Here is a 22,235-nt window from a genome sequence, read left to right on the forward strand (position 1 = left end):
TTTGTAGGATGGAATACAGCAGCAGATGGAAGTGGAACAAATTACGCAGCTGGAAGCAGTTTAACTATAGGTAGTGGAAATGTAACATTATATGCGAAGTGGGCAAAAAATGAAGAAATAAGCCTTGTTAATGTACATTCAATAGATAATATAATTGTTGAAAATGGAACAGCTATAAGTGATATAGATTTACCAGAAACAGCAACCATGGATTTGAGTGATGGTACAACAACAAGTGCAGCAGTAACATGGGACAATGGAACTCCAGAATATGATGGAGATACAGAAGGAGCATATGTATTTACAGGAACATTGGGATTACCAGATGGAGTAACTAATCCATCTGATTTAAAAGCGAGTATATCTGTTAATGTTAAAGCTCCTGAAAATGAAACACCACCATCAGAGGTAACAGTAGAAAGTGTAGAATCATTAGATAACATAACTGTAGACAATGGAACTGAAAGAGAGGATATTGACCTACCAGATACAATTGATGTAAATTTAAGTAATTCAACAACAACAAGTGCAGCAGTAACATGGGACAATGGAAATCCGGAATATGATGGAGATACAGCAGGAACATATATGTTTACAGGAAGATTAAGATTACCAGATGGAGTAACTAATCCATCTGATTTAAAAGCAAGTGTGGCTGTTAATGTTAGATCAGCTGAAAATCAAGCACCACCATCAGTAGTAACGGTAGAAAGTGTAGAATCATTGGGTAACATAACTGTAGACAATGGAACGATAAGAGATGATATTGACTTACCAGATACAATTGATGTAAATTTAAGTAATTCAACAACAACAAGTGCAGCAGTTACATGGAATAATGGAAATCCAGAATATGATGGAGATACAGCAGGAACATATGTATTTACAGGAAGGTTAAAATTACCAGATGGAATAACTAATCCAGGTAATTTAAAAGCAAGTGTGGCTATTAATGTTAGACCAGCTGAAAATGGAACAACGCCAGCGTCAGTAACAGTAGAAAGTGTAGAATCATTAGATAATATAACTGTAAATAATGGAACAGCAAGAAATTCTATAAATTTACCAAATACAGTTGGGGTAACTTTAAGCGATTCAACAACAACAAGTGCACACATAAGATGGGAAGATGTAAATCCTATATATAATGGATATAAAGCAGGAACATATGTGTTTAAAGGAACATTGATATTACCAGAGGGAGTAACCAACCCATATGATTACTCAACAAAGGTTAATGTTATAGTAAAAGCAGCAAGTAGCAGCTCAAGTTCATCAAGTCATCACCATAATTCAAGTACAGATACAAGCAAAGACACAAGTACAGACGCAAGTTCTACAAGTGCAACTAATACAATAACTAATGGTGATGATACTAACAACAACCCAATTAATAATAGCAATACCCAAACAGCATGGTCTCAAGATACAAGTGGTAATTGGTATTTAGAAAAGGACAACGGAGATAAGACAAAAGGGTGGAAGTTAGTTGACAGTAAATGGTACTTTTTTGATAATAATACTGGAGCTATGAAGACAGGATGGTATAAATCGGAAACCGGAGATTGGAAATATGATGGACAAGATGTTCAGGGACAATGGTTCCACTTAGATTCTGATGGAAAGTTAACAACAGGATGGCTTAAAGATATAGATAATAATTGGTATTATCTATGTGATGGAAGCCGATACGGTGCATTAGGAGTTATGAAGACTGGATGGCAGCACATAGATGGAAGTTGGTATTACTTTAATAGCAATGGAACTATGGCAAGCAACACAGTAGTTGATGGCTATGAATTAGGCAGCAATGGAGCTTTAATTTAGTAAAACTATGTGGTAGTTAACTTTTAAACATAGTAAATGTACAAAATAAGCATAGTCACGTGATTATATAGTTGCGTGACTATGTTTTTGTTTAAAAATAACGGGGTCTAAACTTGCTGATTCTTTGAATTTTAGATCAACTTCTAATACAAATACTTTGTATTACGGCAATTATAAAACTTAAAATGTTATAGATGTATATAAAAAATAAAGTGCCTTTTATATAAGTTCAATATGATAAAATACTCAATTGTATATAAATTGAGTATTTTATTATTTTAGTGATATAATTCTAAAGAGGTGATAATTTTGGCGGAATCATATTTTTTAAATGGATTAAAGAAAATTGAAAGTATTATTTGTATTGCTGAATTTGGGAGCTACAGAATAGAGTATTGGAACAAAGATAGAAGTGACATAGACTTAGCTGTTGTAGTAAAATCAAAAGTTTCATCTTAATTTATAAAAAAATACTATTTACAAAGTTGGACATCTATATAGATAAACAAACTTTGAACTAGATTTATACTTCGAGATATATTCTACACCAGAAAGAACTGGTACTCTTTTGTGCAGTGTTTCATTGAGAATTGGGTTGTAGGTATTTCTTCAGCAGAAGTTGTTCCATTCACTGCTTGTCACACTGAATAGTGGGAGCATGAAGTAATGGGTACAACTTCTGCTGTTAGAAATTCACAACCTAATTCTCTAGAAACCGAAACAATGAGTACCTGCTCTTTCGGTTAATATCACATAAGTATGATTTTTTGCTTGTTTATCTATATTAGAATTAATAAATCAAATGAATGGATGAAGAACAATATGGAAAACAAGAATTATTTATACAATAATTATATAAATATGGCGAGGAATGCAAGATCAGAAAATAATTTATTAAAAGCTCTATCGTTTTATCAAAAGGCATATGCATTGAATACAGGAAAACAAGACATAGAATTACTAATGGATATGGCATTAGCTTATGATGAAGTTGGGTTGTCAGGTGATGCAGAGAAAAAGTATAAAGAAGTAATTGAATTAGGTGAGGATTATGCTGTAGCATATTATGGATTGGCAATAATATACGATGAAAATGGTGAATTAGAAAAAGCTAAAAAATATTATAAGAAGGCTATAGAAAAAGATCCTAATTATGATTCAGCGTATTTCTTTTTGGCAAATATATACGATGAATTTGATGAAAAAGATAAAGCTATAAGCAATTATAAAAAGGCCATTGAAATAAATCCTAATTATATGTGGGCATATGCAAATGTAGCTTGTATTTTAGAAGAAAACAATGAAAATATTGATGCATTGAATTATATAAATAAGGCTTTAGAAATTGAAGAAAAAAATTACAAGATCTTATTTAATAAAGCAGTAATCTTAAATAAATTAAACAAGGTAGAAGAGAGTAAAGAGTATTATTACAGATCTATTAAAGAAAATCCTAATTACCCTTATAGCTTTTTGAACTTATCGGTCATATATAGAGAAGAAGGTAATTTTGAAAAAGCTATTGAAGTAATAAGTAATGGAATAGAAGAAAATGATGAAGAAGGATTTTTATATTATAATAGAGCTTGTTATTATGTAAATATAAATGAAAATTTAAAGGCGTTAAGAGATGTAGAAAAAAGTATAGAATTAAATGAATTCTTTTTAGAATATATGAAGAAAGACAAAGAATTAGATCCAATAAGAAGACTTGAAGAATATAAGAATCTTTGGATAGATATCCAATGTGAAAATTAAGTTTGTGAGTATATTCTGCGAAATAATGTGGTATGCATTTGCTTCGGTTGCCCGAGATTTATCTAGATAATTCTAAGGCAGCATTTAGTAAAAGCATACCACATTATTTATATTTTGAGATATAAATTCACATGTAATTAACGTGACAATTTAAATATAATTACATTACTGGAAACAATAGAACGGCTGTCATTTCAGTAGCGACGCATATCCTCATTAATATAATCTGTTTTTTTAGGAATAAAATATTTAAAATAACAAAGGATAAACTTAAATAATGCTTTTTGTAAATAAGGTAGATTTATTATAATATGGAGGAATAATAATGCGTAAAAGAATAATCCGTTTGATAACGTTTATAATATTCATAACAGTATTCACAAGTAATTTAGTATATGCACAAATTCCAAGTATACCTCAGCCTTATGGTCCTAAAATATCTAATTTGCAGAATAAGGAGGATATTATTAACAGCTTAAATCAAATTAAAGTTATACGGGCAAATTTAACTGTATATAATATAAAATCAGATACACCAGTTGATGACTTAAAGAAGTTTGATGTTGAGATACAGCGTTATATTGACCAACTTAGAATTATTAGGACAAATTTGGTAAATCATGCTGATAAATATTCAAATTCAATTTCTGACGTGTTTTTTGCAGAACAAATTGTAATTATAGCTAATTGCTATATTGTAAGCTTAAAGCACCAACAACTCTTAGTAAGAGCAATAGAAAGCAATGTGCCTGAAGCTTCAACGTTATTTTATTCAACGTATATGATACCAATATATTATTACCTTACATTAGGTGATGAACAAATAGCTTATACTCAAACATATACAGTAATTTCTTAATAAATTTAAATATGTATTTATATATTGGAATTCACAATGCACAGTTCACAATTACGGCTAAAATTCTTTCGATATTTTTAGAATTATGATGATAAATTATTTTTGCAACATATATATGTTCTAGTGAGAAAAAATTTAAGAACTTTGGAATAGATACTATTATATAAGAAGAGATTTTGTTGAAATAATGGAAAATATAATAAAAAGCAAAAGAAGCCAAGTTTAAATATTAAAGCTTGGCTTCTTTTTGGTATAACTTAAAGAAATTAATTTGCATACTTAATAGTAGATAAGGCTGATGCATGTTCATATTCTATTGCTTCATTATTATATAGGAATTTTACACCGTTAATCCATTCACCTTTAGATTTGTTATTAGATTGAAGGAAGTTTTCAATTAGAGTACTAGCTGTAACTGAACCACCAGTTGAGCCTTGAAATTTTGGAACCCATTTTTTATTATTAGAGTCAGTCAAGTTTATAGTGGCAACTTTTTTACCGTTAATTGTATCTATAGATTTAACTTCAATTGGTAAACTATCAAATCTTTTCTCTGATACAGCTTTTGCTAATTCTTTTAGCTTGTCCTGTAGAGGCAAATTTTGATTTACTTCTATGGTACCTGATTCATTTGGTTCTAAAGAATTTTCATCCACACTATATATAGAAAGTTTTACTTTATTTACTTTTTTTGCATCTGCAGTAGTTTCGTTAGCTTTTTTACTATCAGTATTAGAAGAGTTATTGTCGTCTTTATTTTGTTCTACAGTAGTAGTATTACTATCGCTAGGCTTAGGGGAATCACTAGGCTTTGTGCTACAAGAAACCATTACAATACTTAACATTAAAACTGTAGCTATAATTAACTTTCTAGTCATGATATGTACACCTCCTATGTTTAAAAATTAATATTATAGATAATATTAACTGATTTAATTAATTATATCATATGAAATTGCTAATTAAAAGCATGCGCATAGCTGGAAAAAATTGAAAAAAATTTGACAATGTATTTTGAGTATAGTATATTTTGATTATCAAACTATTTGATTTTAAAACTTTTCGCACCATTTATTTTTTATATAAAATAATTATTTATGTTGCCATTGATTTTCTACATTAATTATCTTAATTGAGCGGTTAGCTTACTAGAATTTTAAGTGTAAGTTTATTATTGTAACATATATATATTTAATAGTTTTTTGTTATAAAGAAAATTAAGGTATCTTAAAGATAAGGCATATTAAGAAAATATAAAGTAAATATGTTTGTCTATATATTTGTCTCAAGTAAGGTAAAACTTTTCAGGTGGTATTTTACATTCCATATGGATTTTGATGAACCAATCTTAGGACAAAATATCATCACGCCTTTTACTTATTATTTTATTTCATATGTCTAATTGGTCAATAGATTGTTTATTTGGTATGATATTTAAAATTTTCATTACCAAATTTTTCATTTTATAAACACTGAATATAGTTTTTGTTAGAAGATATTTTTGGATGCCAAAATGGAGAGTGCAGATAAATGGATAAATCAACAAAACTGATTAACGAACTTTTGGTGCAGTTATTTAATGACGTCTTACAAATTGAGGAACAAAGTTTAAAGAATGGTGTACTTTCAGATCTTTCAATAACAGAAATTCATACTATAGAATCTATTGGTATGTACAGTGAAAGAACAATGTCAGAGGTAGCGCAAAAATTAAAAATTACAGTAAGTACTTTAACAACTGCTATCAATAAATTAATTAAAAAAGGATACGTAGAAAGAAACAGGATAGAAACAGACAGAAGAGTTGTCCTTATTAAATTAACTAGAAAAGGAAAGTTAGCATTCAGAATCCATCAGAGATTTCATGGAGAAATGATAAATAATGCAATAGAAGGATTAACGTTAGAAGAGGAAGAAGTTTTAATTTCTTCTTTAAGTAAAATAAATAACTTTTTTAAGGAAAAATATGAATTAGTATAATGAAGGAGAAAAATATGAGTAATATTAAAATTGCTGGAATTGGAGCATATCTTCCATCTCTAGTAGTTACTAATGATAGAATAAGTGAATTTGTTGAAACAAGTGATGAGTGGATAGTGCAAAGAACAGGGATGAGAGAGAGAAGAATTTCAGAAGGAGAAAATACATCTGATATCTCAACAAAAGCAGCTAAACTTGCGCTTGAAAGAGCTGGTATTGATGCAAAAGATTTAGAACTTATTATTGTTGCGACAATTAGCCCAGATATGTTTATACCATCAGTTGCATGTCTAGTTCAAAGTAATTTGGATGCAGATAAGGCAGCTTGTTTTGATATAAGTGTTGCCTGTTCAGGATTTGTATACGGCTTGGAGACAGCTAAAGCTTTAATGATGTCCATGAACTATAAAAATGCATTAGTAATTGGAGCTGAAGTTCTTTCGAAAGTAACAGATTGGACAGATAGAAGCACTTGTATTTTATTTGGAGATGGTGCTGGTGCTGCTGTGCTTAAGCGAGATCAAGCGCCAGGAATAATTAAATCATATTTAAGAGCGGATGGAAAAAAGGGAGAAGCGCTTACTATAGGTGCTACTGATTTTGATACTCCTTTTTCAAAAGAAAAAAAATTAGCTAAAAGAACTATCGATATGAATGGTAGAGAAATACTTAGATTTGCGGTATCTGTAATAGATGAAGCTGTTACTGAAGTTATGAAAGATACTAATGTTTCATTTGATGATATTAAATATATAGTACCTCATCAAGCAAATTATAGAATTATAAAATTAGCAGCTGAAAAATTAAAATTAAGCGAAGATAAATTTTATTTAAATCTAGAAAAAGTAGGAAATACATCAGCAGCCACAGTGCCTATAGCCTTAAATGAAATGTACGAAAAAGGCTTATTAAATAAAGGCGATAAAATTATTTTAGTTGCATTTGGTGGCGGGTTAACATATGCAGCAACATTGCTTGAGTGGTAATAGAAAATAATAGTTAAATAAGCTTTTATTATTTAGCTTTAAAATATATTTATCTATAAAAATGGGAGGTCTATGGAGATAGAGATCATGTCCTTTGAGATTAAAAACAATACAAGATCCAATTAAATACTTAAAAAAAACCAATATATAGACGTTGGAGAATATGAACTTATTTTTAACTTTTTAGTAATCTCATTGATAAAAACATGCTATAATAGTACAATTACTTATCATAATAGGCAAAGTGGCTATTATACATAGACAAGATTAAAATACAGGAAGTTCCATTATTATAGTAAGAGATAGTACAGTAAGCGATATTTTGTGATTTGGTAATGGTAGGAGGAATATGTTGTGGAAAAAAATAGAGTATGTGACCTGTTGAAAATAGAATATCCTATATTTCAAGGTGCTATGGCAAGAATTGCAGATGCATCTTTAGCTTCAGCAGTAAGTGAAGCTGGTGGACTTGGAATAATAACAGGTGCAGCACCAACTGAGTGGGTAAGAGAACAGATAAAGAAAACAAAGGAATTAACGAATAAACCTTTCGGTGTAAATATAATGTTAATGGCAGAAAATGCTGAGGAAATAGCAGAATTAGTATGTGAAGAAGGCGTGTCTGTTGTTACAACTGGTGCAGGAAGCCCAGGAAAGTATATGGAAAAGTGGAAAGCTCATGGGATAAAGGTTATACCAGTAGTAGCTTCTGTAGCATTAGCTAAGAGAATGGAAAAGTCAGGAGCTGATGCAATTATTGCAGAAGGTACTGAATCAGGTGGGCATGTAGGTCAGCTAACTACTATAACATTAGTACCACAAGTTGTTGATGCTGTTAGCGTACCAGTTATAGCAGCAGGGGGAATAGGTGATGGCAGAGGTGTGGCTGCATCATTTATGTTAGGTGCTGAAGGAATTCAAGTTGGAACAAGATTCTTAGTGGCAAAAGAATGTACAATACATCAAAATTACAAGGATAAAGTACTAAAAGCCAATGATATAGATACAGAAGTAACAGGAAGACCAACAGGTCACCCAGTTAGAGTTCTAAGAAATAAGCTTGCAAGAACTTATCTTAAATTAGAAAAAGAAGGAGCATCTGCTGAAGAGTTAGAAAAACTTGGAGTTGGTGCGCTTAAAAAGGCTGTTGTAGACGGTGATGTTGATAATGGATCACTTATGTCAGGTCAAATAGCAGGACTTATCTGTAAGGAACAATCATGTAAGGAAATGATCGAAGAATTATTTACTGAAGCAAATGAAATATTTAAGCGTTTTGGAGGAAATCATGAATAGTAGTAAAACTGCATTTCTTTTTCCAGGGCAAGGAGTTCAAACTATTGGAATGGCAAAAGAACTTTGCGAGAATATACCAAAATGTAAAGAAATATTAGATCGTAGTGAAGAAATTTTAAATATGCCTATTAAGAAAATGATGCTTGAAGGGCCAGAAGAAATTTTAACAGCAACAGAAAATGCACAACCAACAATTCTTGTTGCATCACTAATTGCGTTGAAAGCACTAGAGATAAATGATATTAAGGCAGATTATGCAGCAGGTCTTAGTTTAGGAGAATATGCAGCATTAATATACGGGGGAGCTCTTTCTTTAGAAGAGGGATTACTTCTTATAAAAGAAAGAGGAAGAATAATGGGTAGCGCTCTACCAGAGGGCCTTGGAAAAATGGCTGCCGTATTAAAATTAAATGATGAAAAGATACAAGAATTATTAACTAGAGCAGGTGAATTTGGAATAGTTGAAGGCGCTAACTTTAACTGTCCGGGTCAAGTTGTTATTTCAGGAGAAAATAAAGCAATCGATGAAGCCGTAAAAATTGCAAAAGAATTAGGTGGCCTTGGAATTCCACTAAAGGTTAGTGGACCATTTCATAGTTCCCTTCTTGAGCCTGCAAGTGAAGAATTCTTTAATACTATAAAAAATGTTGATATTAAAGAACTTAACAAAGTAGTTTATTCAAATGTTAAAGGACTTCCTTATGAAAAAGAAGATGATGTTAAAGACTTATTAAAGAAACATATAAGAACATCAGTCCTTTTTGAAAAGACTATAAATCATATGATAGATAGTGGCGTGGATACATTTATAGAGGTAGGTCCAGGAAAGGCTCTTAGAGGATTTGTTAAGAAAATAAATAAGAGTGCAAATCTTTTAAATGTTGAGGATATGGATTCATTAAAAAATACAGTTGATAAAATGAAAAATGATCTTTAATATATAAATAGTTATTTTGAATTAATAGATAGATTATAAATAATTATTTGCAGCTCTGTTATAGGTTAATTGTTTATAACAATAGGAGGTAATTTAATATATGCTAAAAGGAAAATGTGCAATAGTTACAGGAGCATCAAGAGGAATTGGAAAGGCAATAGCTTTAAAGCTTGCATCTCTTGGCGCTAATATAGTTTTAAATTATAGAAGTAATGAAAAAGAAGCATTAGAAGTTGAAACTGAAATAAAAGGCATGGGTGTAGAAACTTTATGTGTAAAAGGTGATATATCTAAGTCAGAAGAAGTTGATAATCTTATCAATTCTGCCAAAGAAAAATTTGGTACTATAGATATTATGGTAAATAATGCAGGAATTACAAAAGATGGATTAATAATCAGAATGAAAGAAGAAGACTTTGATAGTGTTATTGATGTAAATCTAAAAGGTGTGTTTAACTGTCTAAAAGCTATAACTCCAATTATGATGAAGCAAAAACATGGGAAGATAATAAATCTTTCATCAGTTGTTGGAATTACTGGAAATGCAGGTCAAGTAAATTATTCTGCATCTAAAGCAGGGGTAATTGGAATGACAAAATCACTAGCTAGAGAAATTGGTTCAAGAGGAATTACTGTAAATGCAGTAGCACCAGGATATATCGAAACAGATATGACAGAAGCTCTAGCAGATAAATATAAAGAAGAGATGAAGAAGAACATACCGCTTAAGAGATTAGGAAAAGCAAGTGATGTAGCCAATGTTGTAGCTTTCCTTGCAAGTGAAAGTGCAGATTATGTTACAGGGCAAGTTATCCAGGTTGACGGTGGAATGTTAATGTAATGGAGGAAGTTTGATTTATGGAAAGAAGAGTAGTAATTACGGGGATGGGAGCTCTGACTCCGATAGGAAATGATGTAAGTACGTTTTGGGATAACGCAAAAAGCGGAAAGCTAGGAATAGATTATATAACTTTAGTTGATAAAGATTTAGTAGATGTAAAAATCGCAGCAGAAGTTAAGGGTTTTGATCCAGATACTTTAATAGGAAAGAAAGAAGCAAAGAGATTAGATAGATTTGCGCAATTTGCTTTGGTTGCATCAGATGAAGCAATAAAGAATTCAGGAATAGATTTAGAAAAAGAAAATCTAGAAAGATTTGGAGTAATGCTTGGATCTGGTATAGGTGGATTTGAAACTATTGAAACTGAATGTACTAAAATTGCAACTGGAAAATCTAAGAGAGTATCTCCGTTTTTCGTTCCTATGACAATAATAAATTTAGGTGCAGGAAATGTAGCTATTAAATATGGATTAAGAGGACCATGTACATCAGCAGTAACTGCTTGTGCAACAGGAACAAACAATATTGGTGATGCATTTAGAACAATAAAACATGGTTATGCAGATGTAATGCTTGCAGGTGGAGCAGAAGCACCTATAACTAGACTTGGAGTTACTGGATTCCATAGTATGAAAGCATTAAATTCAGGAAATAATCCAGAAAGAGCTTCTATTCCTTTCGATAAGGAAAGAGGTGGATTTGTAATGGGAGAAGGTGCAGGAGTTGTAATTCTTGAATCTTTAGAACATGCTGAAGCTAGAGGTGCAAACATCATAGCTGAAGTTGTAGGATATGGATCAACTTGTGACGCATATCATATCACATCTCCAGATCCAGAAGGAGCAGGAGCTTCAAGAGCTATGGCTGATGCTATAGAGGAAGCAGGAATTAAACCAGAACAAGTTTCTTATATAAATGCTCATGGAACTTCAACAGAATTAAATGATAAATTTGAAACAGCAGCTATTAAAAAAGCGTTTGGAGAAGAAGCATACAAAGTTCCAATATCTTCAACAAAATCTATGACAGGTCATCTTTTAGGAGCGGCAGGAGCAATTGAAGCAATAATATGTGCAAAGGCTCTTCAAGAAGGATTCATTCCGCCAACAATCGGATATAAAACAAAAGATGAAGAATTAGATTTAGATTATGTGCCTAACGTTGGAAGAAAGCAAGATTTAGAATATGCACTTACTAACTCTTTAGGCTTTGGTGGACATAATGCCACTTTACTTTTAAAAAAGTGGAAATAATAGAGATATCTTTGGTAAAATAAAAGATGTTACATATATTTTGTGCCAGAAAAGTTAAATGCAGTAACTTAGTATGGCATAAAATAGGTAAACAATATTTTAATATAAGATGTCTATATAAGAGGAGGATATTTTTATGGACTTTGAAAAAATTAAAGAGCTTGTTAAATTGGTTGACTCTTCAAGTTTGGCCTTTTTTGAGCTTCAAAGTGGAAATGATCATATAAAAATGGATAAATCATTAACTAGAGGATTAGCTGATGGTAGTGTGGGAAATTATAATACCGCTGCAAATAGTCAGGTTAACACTGCTGCTAGTTCAATAGAAAGACCAGAAACTCATATAGTGGAGAAAGAAGAAGTAAAGGCTACTGAAAAAGAAGCAGTTATAGATGATAAGGATGTAAGTATTATAACTTCTCCTATGGTTGGAACATTTTACTCTTCCGCATCACCAGAAAGCTCACCTTTCGTAGAAGTTGGAGGCACAGTTTCTAAGGGAAAGGTTATTTGCATTATAGAAGCTATGAAACTTATGAATGAAATCGAAAGCGAATATAATGGAGTAATAGTAGAACGCTTAGCTAATGACGGAGACATGGTAGAATATGGGCAGCCATTATTTAAGGTTAAGGGGGAATAATTAATGCTTAACATAAATGAAATAAAAAAAATTATACCACATAGATACCCAATGCTTTTAATAGATAGAGTAACTGAAATGGAAATAGAAGAAAAACAATTTGTAAGAGGATATAAAAATGTTTCTGCAAATGAAGCATTTTTTCAAGGGCATTATCCAGAAGAACCAATTATGCCAGGAGTGCTTCAAGTTGAAGCTTTAGCTCAAACAGGAACAGTAGCTATTCTTTCAATGGAAAGGTTCAAAGGAAAAACTCCATTGTTTGCAGGTATTAATAAAGTTAGATTTAAAGGAAAAGTTGTGCCTGGTGATAAGCTTGATTTATACTGTGAAATTATTAAGATCAAAGGACCTATAGGTATAGGAAAAGGAATTGCCTCAGTAGATGGAAAAACAGTTTGTGAAGCTGAAATACTTTTTGCGTTGCAGTAGGATAGGTGATAAAAATGTTAAAGAAAGTGCTAATTGCTAATAGAGGGGAAATCGCAGTTAGAATAATTAGAGCTTGCAGAGAAATGGGAATAAGTACAGTAGCTGTTTATTCAGAAATAGATAAAGAAGCGCTTCATACTCAACTAGCAGATGAAGCTGTATGTATTGGTTCTGCAATGCCTAAGGATAGTTATTTAAATATAACTAACATTCTAAGTGCATGTGTTTTAACTGGAGCTGACGCTATACATCCAGGGTTTGGATTTCTATCAGAAAATCCAAAATTTGCAAAGATGTGTAGACAATGCAATATTAAATTTATAGGTCCTGATTATGAGACAATTGAGCTTATGGGAAACAAGGCTAAAGCAAGAGAAATTATGAAAGCTTCTGGTGTCCCAGTAGTACCTGGATATGAAGGTGAAATAAGAGATGAAGCTCATGCTTTAGAAATTGCAAAAGGTATTGGATACCCAATAATGATAAAGGCATCAGCAGGCGGCGGTGGTAAAGGAATAAGAGTTGCTACAAATGATGAAGAATTCTTAATGGGCTTTAAAACTGCTAAAACAGAAGCAAAAGCTTGTTTTGGAGATGATTCATTATATATAGAAAAATTTGTTCAAAAGCCAAAGCATATTGAATTTCAAATATTAGCTGATGAACATGGCCATGTTATACATTTATGTGAAAGAGAATGTTCAATGCAAAGAAAAAACCAAAAGGTTTTGGAAGAAGCACCATCAAATGTATTAACAGAAGAATTAAGAGCTAAAATGGGTGAAATTGCAAAGAGAGCAGCTTCAGCTGTGGATTATAAGAATGCAGGAACTATAGAATTCTTGTTTGATAGAGATAATAATTTTTATTTTATGGAAATGAATACAAGAATACAAGTAGAACATCCAATTACTGAAATGATTACAGGCATAGACTTAGTAAAAGAACAATTGAAGATAGCTTCAGGAGAAAAATTAGCTTATACTCAAGATGACATAAAGATTAAAGGTCATGCAATAGAGTGTAGAGTTAATGCTGAAGATCCAGAACATGATTTTAGACCATGTCCAGGAACAATTGAAGAACTTTGTGTTCCAGGTGGTATGGGAGTAAGAGTTGATTCAGCTATATTCTGTGGTTATAAAATTCCTCATTGCTATGATTCTATGATAGCTAAATTAATTACTTTTGGTGATAATAGAAATGAAGCTATTGTAAAAATGGATAGAGCATTAGCAGAGTTTGCAGTAGGTGGGGTAAAAACTAATATTGACTTTGAACTGTCAATACTTCATACTAAAGAATTTTTAGAAGGAGATTATGATACTTCATTTTTAGCAGAAAAGATGGTGAAGAAGAATGCTTAAGGATTTATTTGTAAAAAGACAATATGCAACTGTTAAATCCTCAACGTTAAAAAAGAGTGTTCCTGAAGAAAAACCTAATATACCATCAGGTATGTGGGAGAAATGCGATAAGTGTAATTCAATGATCTATGCAGAAGACTTAGAAAATTCTAAGTTCGTTTGCTCAACTTGTGGTCATCATTTTAGACTTAATGCAAAAGAAAGAATAAAGGTGTTTTTTGATAAAGATACTTTTAAGGAATTCTGGAAAGACTTAAAAACTACTAATCCATTAGATTTTAAAGGATATGAAGAAAAACTAAAAAGCACTAAGACTGATAGTACGGAAGCTGTTGTTACTGGAGTTGGAAAGCTAAATGGTATAGAAGTAGCATGTGCTATTATGGATAGTTTCTTTATGATGGGAAGCATGGGAACTGTAGTTGGTGAAAAGATTACAAGACTTATAGAGCATGCTACAGAAAATAAACTTCCATTAATGATTTTCACAGCATCTGGTGGTGCTAGAATGCAGGAAGGCATTTTTTCACTTATGCAAATGGCAAAGATAAGTGCAGCTCTAGCAAAGCATAGTGAAGCTGGTCTTTTATATATTTCTATATTAACAGATCCAACAACTGGAGGAGTAACTGCAAGTTTTGCAATGGAAGGTGATATCATTTTAAGTGAGCCCAATGCATTAATAGGATTTGCAGGAAGAAGAGTTATTGAAAACACAATTAAAGAAACTCTTCCAGATAATTTTCAAAAAGCAGAATTTTTACTTGAAAAAGGTTTTGTTGATGCCATTGTTGAAAGAAAGAATATGAGGGCATGTATATATAAAATTCTTATTTTGCATGGAGTGAGGAATTAATTATGGATAAAGATTTTATGAAAATTAATGTAACACCATGGGAAAGTGTTGAAATAGCAAGGCATAAAGACAGACCATCTGGGCAATATTATATAGAAACTATGTTTAAAGATTTCATCGAATTTCATGGAGACAGAAACTTTGGTGATGATCAAGCTATAATTGGTGGAATCGCATCTATTAATGATATAAATGTTACAGTTATAGCAATAACTAAAGGATCAAATACTAGTGAGTATATAAAAAGAAATTTTGGAATGCCTAATCCAGAAGGATATAGAAAAGCATTAAGACTTATGAAGCAGGCCGAAAAATTTAAAAGGCCAATAATTTGTTTTATAGATACTATGGGAGCATTTCCAGGTATGGGAGCAGAAGAAAGAGGTCAAGGGCAGGCTATAGCAAATAATCTTTTTGAATTAAGTAGATTAAAGACACCAATAATTTCAATTATAACAGGTGAGGGCGAAAGTGGAGGAGCTTTAGCTTTAGCAGTTGCAGATAAAATCTTTATGTTAGAACATTCTATATATTCAGTTCTTTCACCAGAAGGATTTGCTTCGATTCTATGGAAAGATCCAAGCAGAGTTAAAGAAGCAGCGGCAGTTGCGAAAATTACTGCTAAAGATTTAAAGGGTTTTGATATAATTGACGGTATCGTAAAAGAACCTAGGGGTGGTGCACATAAAAACCCTGTTAAAACAGCAGAGGTTCTTAAGAAAACAATTGTAGATAGCTTGTTAGAATTAAAAGAAAAAGATTTAAATGAACTAATAGATAATAGATATAATAAATTCAGAGCTATGGGGAATTTTTATTAATTATATTTTTTGAAGAAGCCACATCTAAAAATGAGATGATATAACAAGATTAAAGATTATTAATTAGGTATAATATAGGGGCTAAAGAGTAGAAGAACTCTTTAGTCCTATTTTTTTGTTTATCTATAAATTATCAGATTATTTTGAAGTATAAGAAAAGTTAATGTGTTATAATGTGCCTAGAGAATACGTTGGAGGTATCAAGTTATGGAAAGCAATAGTACAAGAGTTGCAAAGATAGCTACTAAAATGGCTATATGTGATAGACATGAAGAAGAGCATTTAAAGAAAGTATATGCAGAGAAGGGAATTAAAGTTACCGCAGTAAATGTGGGTGGAAATATAAACTCATCAATAGCCAAAATACTTGAAAGTGCATTAGTTGCTGCAAAAAGAAACGAGTTAATAAGAGAAGAGCATTTGCATGAAGGTGCTGTTATAGGTGCAACTAGAGATGCGGTTATTCAAGTTGCAAATAGAGCAAATGGCCAAAATGTTGGTGGGAAAATCGGAATAGCTAGAGGTGGAGAACATATTTCAGTATGCATATTCTTAAGTATTGGACTTCTGCACTTAGATGAAGTAGCTATAGGAATAGGGCATAGGTCATTACCTTTATAAAATTTCATAGGCGGAAAATAGTTCTTTTTTATTTTGGTTATTGTACTTTTCGGTATATTGAATATTTAAAGATATAAAACAAAAAAGGTTCTAGGCTGCAAGGTTGCATCTGTTTTAAAAAGTCGTGTTATCAGTGCGATAAACTAAAATGGAAAAGCCTTCATGCTAAGGACCTTTTTTTGTTTTCAAATGTTTTGTGCATATATAGGGTCTACAAAGTTTGATTTATAAAAGCTTCTCTCAAACTATCAGGTAATACATCAAATAATTTTATAAAGAATGAATTATAGTATTTGAAATTTATATATATTGTAATAATAAAATTGCATTTGAAATTCTAATAAGCTAATTGCTTAATTAAGATAAAAATGTAGAAATTTATTGCAATATATATGTATACTATAATCTTTGTAGTCATAAAATATTTATAATTTATAATAAAGATTATTGTTGGTAAGGATTACAATCACATAATTATAATTTTTACAATAAAAAACTAAAAAAGCTTGCAAAGTATAGAGAGCAACTTTACAAGTATTTTAAAATATGATATCATAACTTAAAAGATTTATAAATTATTATCAATTTATTTAAATATTTATCATAAATATAGATATATATTTATGATTGTATTTATTGAGAAGGTAGTTGGCATTTTGGAGTATAGTAGGAAATTGATAATAAGAATATAGTAGGAGGATAGAAATATGGTAGGAAAAAAGAAAGCAGCCATGCTGCTATGTACAGTTTTAGTTGGAGGAATTCTTGCAGGATGCGGAAAAAGTTCAACGGATTCTAATAATGGAGGGACTGCATCATCAGCAGTGAAGAATATTGGAGTAATTCAATTAGTTCAACATGATGCGTTAGATGCATCTAACAAGGGATTTGTTGATGGATTAAAAGATAAGGGATATGAAGAAGGTAAGAATATTAAAATTGAACAGCAAAATGCTCAAGGTGAACAAGCTAATGCACAAACAATTGCTAAGCAATTTACAGATGCAAAGAAAGACTTGATTTTTGCAATTGCAACACCAGCAGTTCAAGCAGCTTATAATTCAACTAAAGATATTCCGATAATATTTACAGCAGTAACAGATCCAGTGAAGGCAGAAGTAGCAAAGGATTGGAAAAGCTCAGGTACAAATGTCACTGGTACATCAGATAAAGTTCCTGTGGACAAGCAAATGGAATTACTAAAAAAATTACTTCCAAATGCTAAGACTGTAGGAGTAATTTACAACACTTCAGAAACAAATTCAGTAGTTCAAGTTGATGAACTTAAAGCTGCTGCAGAAAAACAAGGCTTAGCAGTAAAAGAAATTGGCGTTACAAACGTTAATGAAATAAATCAAAACTTAGCAAGTGCTTTAGATAAAATAGATGTATTATACACACCTACAGATAACACAGTTGCTTCAGGATATGCATTAGTAGGTAAGCTTTGTGTAGACAAAAAGGTTCCAATAATAGGAGCAGAAGAAGCAGTAGTAACTAAAGGTGGACTTGCATCTATAGGAATAGATTACTACAAATTAGGAAAAGAAGCTGGCTATAAGGCTGCCGAAGTTTTAGATGGAAAGAAGCCATCAGATGTTGAAATAAGCACATTAAGTGATATGTCATTTACTATAAATACTGATGTAGTTAAGAAATTAAATATAACACTTCCAGCAGATATAGAAGCAAATTGTAAAAAGGTAACTGGAGGCGTTGAGTAGTGGGTGTTTTAATAAATATTTTAGAACAAGGGCTGCTATTTTCATTAGTTTCAATCGGAGTATATATAACTTACAAAATTTTAGATTTTCCTGATTTATCAGTGGACTCTACATTCCCACTTGGGGCTGCAATTTCAGCAGCTCTTTTGGTAAATGGGGTTAATCCATGGATTAGTATAATAATAGCAACCTTAGGTGGAGCGATAGCTGGAGGAATAACAGCATTTTTGCATGTTAAGCTTAAAATAACAAATTTAATGGCCGGAATATTAGTAATGATAGGCTTATATTCTATTAACTTAAGAATAATGGGAAAAGCAAACGTTCCATTATTTAATACTCCTAATTTATTTAAGTCATCAATTCCGGCTATAGTAGTGATTTTAATAATGGTTATTGTAGTAAAAATACTATTAGATTTATATTTAAAAACTAAATCAGGATTCTTGCTTATAGCTGTTGGAGATAATGAACAAGTAGTTTCATCTCTTGGGGTAAATAAAGATTTAGTTAAAGTGCTAGGACTTATGATAAGTAATGCATTAGTTGCACTTGCAGGTGCACTAACTGCACAATACCAAGGATTTAGTGATGTTGGAATGGGAACTGGTACTGTTGTAATGGGGCTTGCGGCAGTAATTATCGGAACATCATTATTTGAGAGGTTGTCTTTTATTAAAGTGACTACTTTATCAATACTAGGGGCAATTATATATAAGGCGGCAATAGCAATTGTATTAAAACTTGGATTAAATGCTAATGACTTAAAATTAATGACAGCCATAATTGTAGTTATAGCATTATGTTCTAATAGCGGTGCCTTCAAATTCAAGAAAAGAAAATCTGTTATAGGAGGTAGTGCTAAAGATGTTAAAAGTGAAACAACTATCCAAAGTGTTTAATCAAAATACAATAAATGAAAATAGGGTTTTTGATAGATTATCATTAGATGTTAAACAAGGTGACTTCATAAGTATAATAGGTTCAAATGGAGCAGGAAAATCAACATTATTAAATATGATATCTGGAACTCTTGAGGCAGATTCAGGATCAATATTATTAGATGGGGACGAAGTTATTAATAAAGCTGAATACGCAAGATCAAAGTCCATTGGGAGAGTTTTTCAAAATCCATCAATGGGTGTAGCACCTAATATGACAATATTAGAAAATATTGCTCTTGCAGATAATAAAGGAAAGTCTTTTGGACTTAGTTTTGGGATAAATAAGAAGAGAATAGATTATTACAAAGAGATGGTAAAAGAACTCAATTTAGGGCTGGAAGATAAGCTTTATAATAAAGTTCAGCTTTTATCAGGTGGACAGAGACAGGCTTTAACTCTGCTTATGTCGGTAATGTCTAAACCAAAGTTATTATTACTAGATGAGCATACAGCGGCACTAGATCCTAAAACCTCAGAAATAATAATGGATATAACAAGAAACATCGTAAAAGATAGCGGAATAACAACTCTTATGGTTACACACAATCTTAAACATGCGCTTGAAAATGGCAACAGACTTTTCATGATGCATAGAGGCAAGATTTTAGTTGATATCAAAGGGGAAGAAAAAGAAAAGTTAGATAATAATAAACTTCTTGGACTTTTTGAGAAAGCTAATGGAGCAGAAGCCCTAAGTGATAGGACATTGTTTGGGTAGGACGCTTAAGTCGCCAAAATTCAGCAAAGTATGTTTAACAATAATAAAAGAAAATCAACTTATACCTGGTCAAATAGATACGGCATAAAAAGCTAGTATAGTATCTATTTGGCGAGGTATTTTTTTGATAGGTTAAGTAAATTAAATACCGATTTAAATTTAATGACAAATAGTATTTAAGATGATTAATTTTATTTCTCTTGAAGAATTGAAGAAATTGCATTGAGTTGAACTCTAAAAATCAAAGATACTTATTTATAATTTAGATAAGTTATGAATAAATCCATATTATGTATTAGTAGAACTACCTTAAGTGGGTAGGTTACAAAAAAATAAATTTACTTTATACTGGTAAAAAAGTTAATAAAATCAGTATAAAGAAGGGTGAACGATGTTATGAATGAAGATATTGACGAGGAAGTTATAAAAATTAGAGATGTAATAAAGATACTAAAGAAAAGATGGAAAATGATATTATCAATAACGATTATTTCAACTATATTTTCAACAATTGTGAGCTTTTATATAATTTCACCTAAATATGAAGCGAGCACAAAGTTATTTATAGGAAAAGAAAATGATAAAAATACAAATTATAATGATAATGATATTAGCATGTATCAAAAGTTATTAAAGACATATGCAGAAGTGATAAAAACTAATAATTTGGTGGAAAAGGCTATTGAGAAAGATGGATTAAATACGACATCAGAAGAAGTTCTTAAAGGATTAGTTGTTACTCCAAGGAATGATACTCAAATATTAGAAATTAAATATATTAGTAAAGATAGGGAGTTAGCTAAAGATGTGTTGGATTCTATCACAAATGAATTTGTAGAATCATCTATTGAACTAATACCAAATGGAAATGTAAAGATATTAGAAGATATAAAAGTGCCTGATGCTCCGGTAAGCCCTAATAAGAATATGTATATAGCTATTGCATTCTTATTTGGATTAGCGATTAGCATAGGATTATCATTTCTACTAGAATTTTTGGATAATACAGTTAATACAAAGGAACAATTAGAAAAAATGCTAGGAATACCTGTTATTGGAGCGATTCCTGATGAGTGGAATTAGTAAGGAGATGTTAATATGCTTATGGTAAGAGGATTACGTAAAGGAATAGCTAGTCAACAATATAATGGATTTATAGTTGAAAAAAAACCAAGATCAATGGTATCAGAAGCTTATAAGAAGTTAAGAACTAATATACAATATTCATCCTTTGATAAGGAAATAAAAACAATAGTAGTTACAAGTGCGCAAGCATCAGAGGGAAAATCTACTGTATCAGGAAATCTTGCATTATCATTTGCTCAAATTGATAAAAAAGTAGTAATAGTAGATTGTGATTTGAGAAAACCTTCTGTACATAAAAACTTCAAAATTTCTAATTTAGTAGGGCTTTCAGAAGTAATTACAGGACAAGTGAATTTAGGAGATACAGTTCAGAAATATAATGATAATCTTTATATACTGCCTTCAGGTAAAATTCCACCAAACCCATCCGAAATGTTATCATCAAGTGCAATGGCTGAATTGATAGAAAATTTAAGAGATAAGTACGATATAGTTATTTTGGACAGTGCGCCACTTGGAGCTGTTGCAGATGCTCAAATTCTTTCAGCAAAGGTTGATGGTACTATACTTGTTATAAAGGCTCAAAGAACTAATAAGGAATCAGTTATTGAAGCTAAAAATTTTTTGAGCAAAGTAGGAGCCAATATAATAGGGGTCGTGCTAAATTCAGTGGAAACTATTAAAGAGAAGAATTATTACTATTATGAAACTAGCGAAGAGCTTAGGCAGGTAACTGAATAATAGGTTAGAATTAATGCATTATGTAGTTAAAAAATAAAATAGAAAGTTAATATCTAAATTATAGAAAGCTATAAATATTGGAAACAAAGTGTTCAATATTTATAGCTTTTTATTCATTGCAGAATATAATTTTAAAAATTTATTAATATAAGATGAAATTTGAAAGATAAGAGCGAATTCTATAAAGCATTAGTATCAGAGGGAATGGGTAAATAGCTTTGATAATTAACAATCAGTGGTAAAATATAATAAAAGTATATTTTACCATATTTTTTTTATATTATTAATACTATGCTCAAAAAAATGTACATATTAATGTGAAAAAAATACTTAAAATATAAAAACTACCTTATATGGGTAGGTTACAAAAAGTCGAAAATGTAATATAAAGGAATATGAGTAAAGAAATGAGTGGAGAAGGGGAATACTTAAAAACATTATAAATATAGTAAATGATTAGTGAGTTCAAAATTGATATTTAATGTAATGTTTACTATTAATGTATTTTACCTTCTAAAATGCGTAAGATAGATATTGATTTGGGG

At 31.0% G+C, this 22,235-nt stretch carries 22 protein-coding genes; 21 read left to right on the top strand and 1 reads right to left on the bottom strand.

Going from position 1 to position 22,235, the window contains the following annotated elements:
• The 4 genes from T483_RS31790 to T483_RS0123705 all read left to right on the top strand — a co-directional run.
• The coding region (locus T483_RS31790) for an Ig-like domain-containing protein (protein ID WP_026889051.1) at positions 1 to 1,827 on the top strand (1,827 nt) is incomplete at its 5' end.
• A gap of 309 nt (positions 1,828 to 2,136) precedes the next feature.
• Positions 2,137 to 2,286 carry a nucleotidyltransferase domain-containing protein gene (locus T483_RS30700; RefSeq protein ID WP_242841925.1) on the top strand — a complete coding sequence of 50 codons (150 nt, stop codon included), beginning with the start codon at positions 2,137 to 2,139 and terminating at the stop codon, positions 2,284 to 2,286.
• A 363-nt stretch (positions 2,287 to 2,649) separates the two neighbouring features.
• Positions 2,650 to 3,585, top strand: coding sequence for a tetratricopeptide repeat protein (locus tag T483_RS0123700; protein ID WP_026889052.1), 936 nt, complete (start codon positions 2,650 to 2,652; stop codon positions 3,583 to 3,585).
• A gap of 325 nt (positions 3,586 to 3,910) precedes the next feature.
• Positions 3,911 to 4,444 (top strand): hypothetical protein, encoded by a 534-nt coding sequence (locus tag T483_RS0123705; RefSeq protein ID WP_026889053.1) that lies wholly within the window; start codon positions 3,911 to 3,913, stop codon positions 4,442 to 4,444.
• A gap of 266 nt (positions 4,445 to 4,710) precedes the next feature.
• Here the strand turns inward: T483_RS0123705 and T483_RS0123710 are convergent, their stop codons facing one another.
• Positions 4,711 to 5,322: a hypothetical protein gene (locus tag T483_RS0123710; RefSeq protein WP_026889054.1), complete on the bottom strand. Its 612-nt coding sequence runs from the start codon at positions 5,320 to 5,322 to the stop codon at positions 4,711 to 4,713.
• A gap of 652 nt (positions 5,323 to 5,974) precedes the next feature.
• Between T483_RS0123710 and T483_RS0123715 the strand changes: the two genes are divergently transcribed.
• The 17 genes from T483_RS0123715 (at position 5,975) to T483_RS0123795 (ending at position 21,690) form a co-directional block, all read left to right on the top strand.
• Positions 5,975 to 6,424 carry a MarR family winged helix-turn-helix transcriptional regulator gene (locus T483_RS0123715; RefSeq protein WP_026889055.1) on the top strand — a complete coding sequence of 150 codons (450 nt, stop codon included), beginning with the start codon at positions 5,975 to 5,977 and terminating at the stop codon, positions 6,422 to 6,424.
• A 14-nt stretch (positions 6,425 to 6,438) separates the two neighbouring features.
• On the top strand, positions 6,439 to 7,410 hold the full coding sequence (locus tag T483_RS0123720; RefSeq protein WP_026889056.1) for a beta-ketoacyl-ACP synthase III: 972 nt from the start codon (positions 6,439 to 6,441) through the stop codon (positions 7,408 to 7,410).
• Positions 7,411 to 7,764: 354 nt separating this feature from the next.
• Entirely contained in the window at positions 7,765 to 8,706 is a 942-nt protein-coding gene (gene fabK, locus T483_RS0123725) for an enoyl-[acyl-carrier-protein] reductase FabK (RefSeq protein WP_026889057.1), read from the top strand.
• Positions 8,699 to 9,643 (top strand): ACP S-malonyltransferase, encoded by a 945-nt coding sequence (gene fabD / locus T483_RS0123730; RefSeq protein ID WP_026889058.1) that lies wholly within the window; start codon positions 8,699 to 8,701, stop codon positions 9,641 to 9,643. The genes fabK and fabD overlap by 8 nt, the downstream gene beginning before the upstream one ends.
• Positions 9,644 to 9,743: 100 nt before the next feature.
• Entirely contained in the window at positions 9,744 to 10,484 is a 741-nt protein-coding gene (fabG, locus tag T483_RS0123735; RefSeq protein WP_026889059.1) for a 3-oxoacyl-[acyl-carrier-protein] reductase, read from the top strand.
• 17 nt (positions 10,485 to 10,501) lie between these two features.
• Entirely contained in the window at positions 10,502 to 11,737 is a 1,236-nt protein-coding gene (gene fabF, locus T483_RS0123740; RefSeq protein ID WP_026889060.1) for a beta-ketoacyl-ACP synthase II, read from the top strand.
• A 136-nt stretch (positions 11,738 to 11,873) separates the two neighbouring features.
• Entirely contained in the window at positions 11,874 to 12,380 is a 507-nt protein-coding gene (gene accB, locus T483_RS0123745; RefSeq protein WP_026889061.1) for an acetyl-CoA carboxylase biotin carboxyl carrier protein, read from the top strand.
• A 3-nt stretch (positions 12,381 to 12,383) separates the two neighbouring features.
• Positions 12,384 to 12,812 carry a 3-hydroxyacyl-ACP dehydratase FabZ gene (fabZ, locus tag T483_RS0123750; protein ID WP_011968417.1) on the top strand — a complete coding sequence of 143 codons (429 nt, stop codon included), beginning with the start codon at positions 12,384 to 12,386 and terminating at the stop codon, positions 12,810 to 12,812.
• 14 nt (positions 12,813 to 12,826) lie between these two features.
• Positions 12,827 to 14,179 (top strand): acetyl-CoA carboxylase biotin carboxylase subunit, encoded by a 1,353-nt coding sequence (locus T483_RS0123755; protein ID WP_026889062.1) that lies wholly within the window; start codon positions 12,827 to 12,829, stop codon positions 14,177 to 14,179.
• Entirely contained in the window at positions 14,172 to 15,035 is an 864-nt protein-coding gene (gene accD / locus T483_RS0123760; RefSeq protein WP_026889063.1) for an acetyl-CoA carboxylase, carboxyltransferase subunit beta, read from the top strand. Before T483_RS0123755 ends, accD begins: the two co-directional genes overlap by 8 nt.
• A gap of 2 nt (positions 15,036 to 15,037) precedes the next feature.
• On the top strand, positions 15,038 to 15,856 hold the full coding sequence (locus tag T483_RS0123765) for an acetyl-CoA carboxylase carboxyltransferase subunit alpha (RefSeq protein WP_026889064.1): 819 nt from the start codon (positions 15,038 to 15,040) through the stop codon (positions 15,854 to 15,856).
• A gap of 207 nt (positions 15,857 to 16,063) precedes the next feature.
• Positions 16,064 to 16,477, top strand: coding sequence for a HutP family protein (locus T483_RS0123770; protein ID WP_026889065.1), 414 nt, complete (start codon positions 16,064 to 16,066; stop codon positions 16,475 to 16,477).
• Between the two features lie 707 nt (positions 16,478 to 17,184).
• Entirely contained in the window at positions 17,185 to 18,201 is a 1,017-nt protein-coding gene (locus T483_RS0123775) for an ABC transporter substrate-binding protein (protein ID WP_026889066.1), read from the top strand.
• Entirely contained in the window at positions 18,201 to 19,103 is a 903-nt protein-coding gene (locus tag T483_RS0123780; protein WP_026889067.1) for an ABC transporter permease, read from the top strand. The genes T483_RS0123775 and T483_RS0123780 overlap by 1 nt, the downstream gene beginning before the upstream one ends.
• Positions 19,069 to 19,863, top strand: coding sequence for an ABC transporter ATP-binding protein (locus T483_RS0123785; RefSeq protein WP_026889068.1), 795 nt, complete (start codon positions 19,069 to 19,071; stop codon positions 19,861 to 19,863). Before T483_RS0123780 ends, T483_RS0123785 begins: the two co-directional genes overlap by 35 nt.
• Before the next feature lie 396 nt (positions 19,864 to 20,259).
• Positions 20,260 to 20,946 carry a YveK family protein gene (locus tag T483_RS0123790; protein WP_236886726.1) on the top strand — a complete coding sequence of 229 codons (687 nt, stop codon included), beginning with the start codon at positions 20,260 to 20,262 and terminating at the stop codon, positions 20,944 to 20,946.
• A 15-nt stretch (positions 20,947 to 20,961) separates the two neighbouring features.
• Complete coding sequence (locus tag T483_RS0123795) at positions 20,962 to 21,690, top strand: CpsD/CapB family tyrosine-protein kinase (protein WP_026889070.1); 729 nt, start codon at positions 20,962 to 20,964, stop codon at positions 21,688 to 21,690.
• Positions 21,691 to 22,235: the final 545 nt, after the last annotated feature.

Origin of the sequence: Clostridium beijerinckii HUN142, from assembly GCF_000621745.1 — a bacterium.
Lineage (GTDB): Bacteria > Bacillota > Clostridia > Clostridiales > Clostridiaceae > Clostridium > Clostridium beijerinckii_A.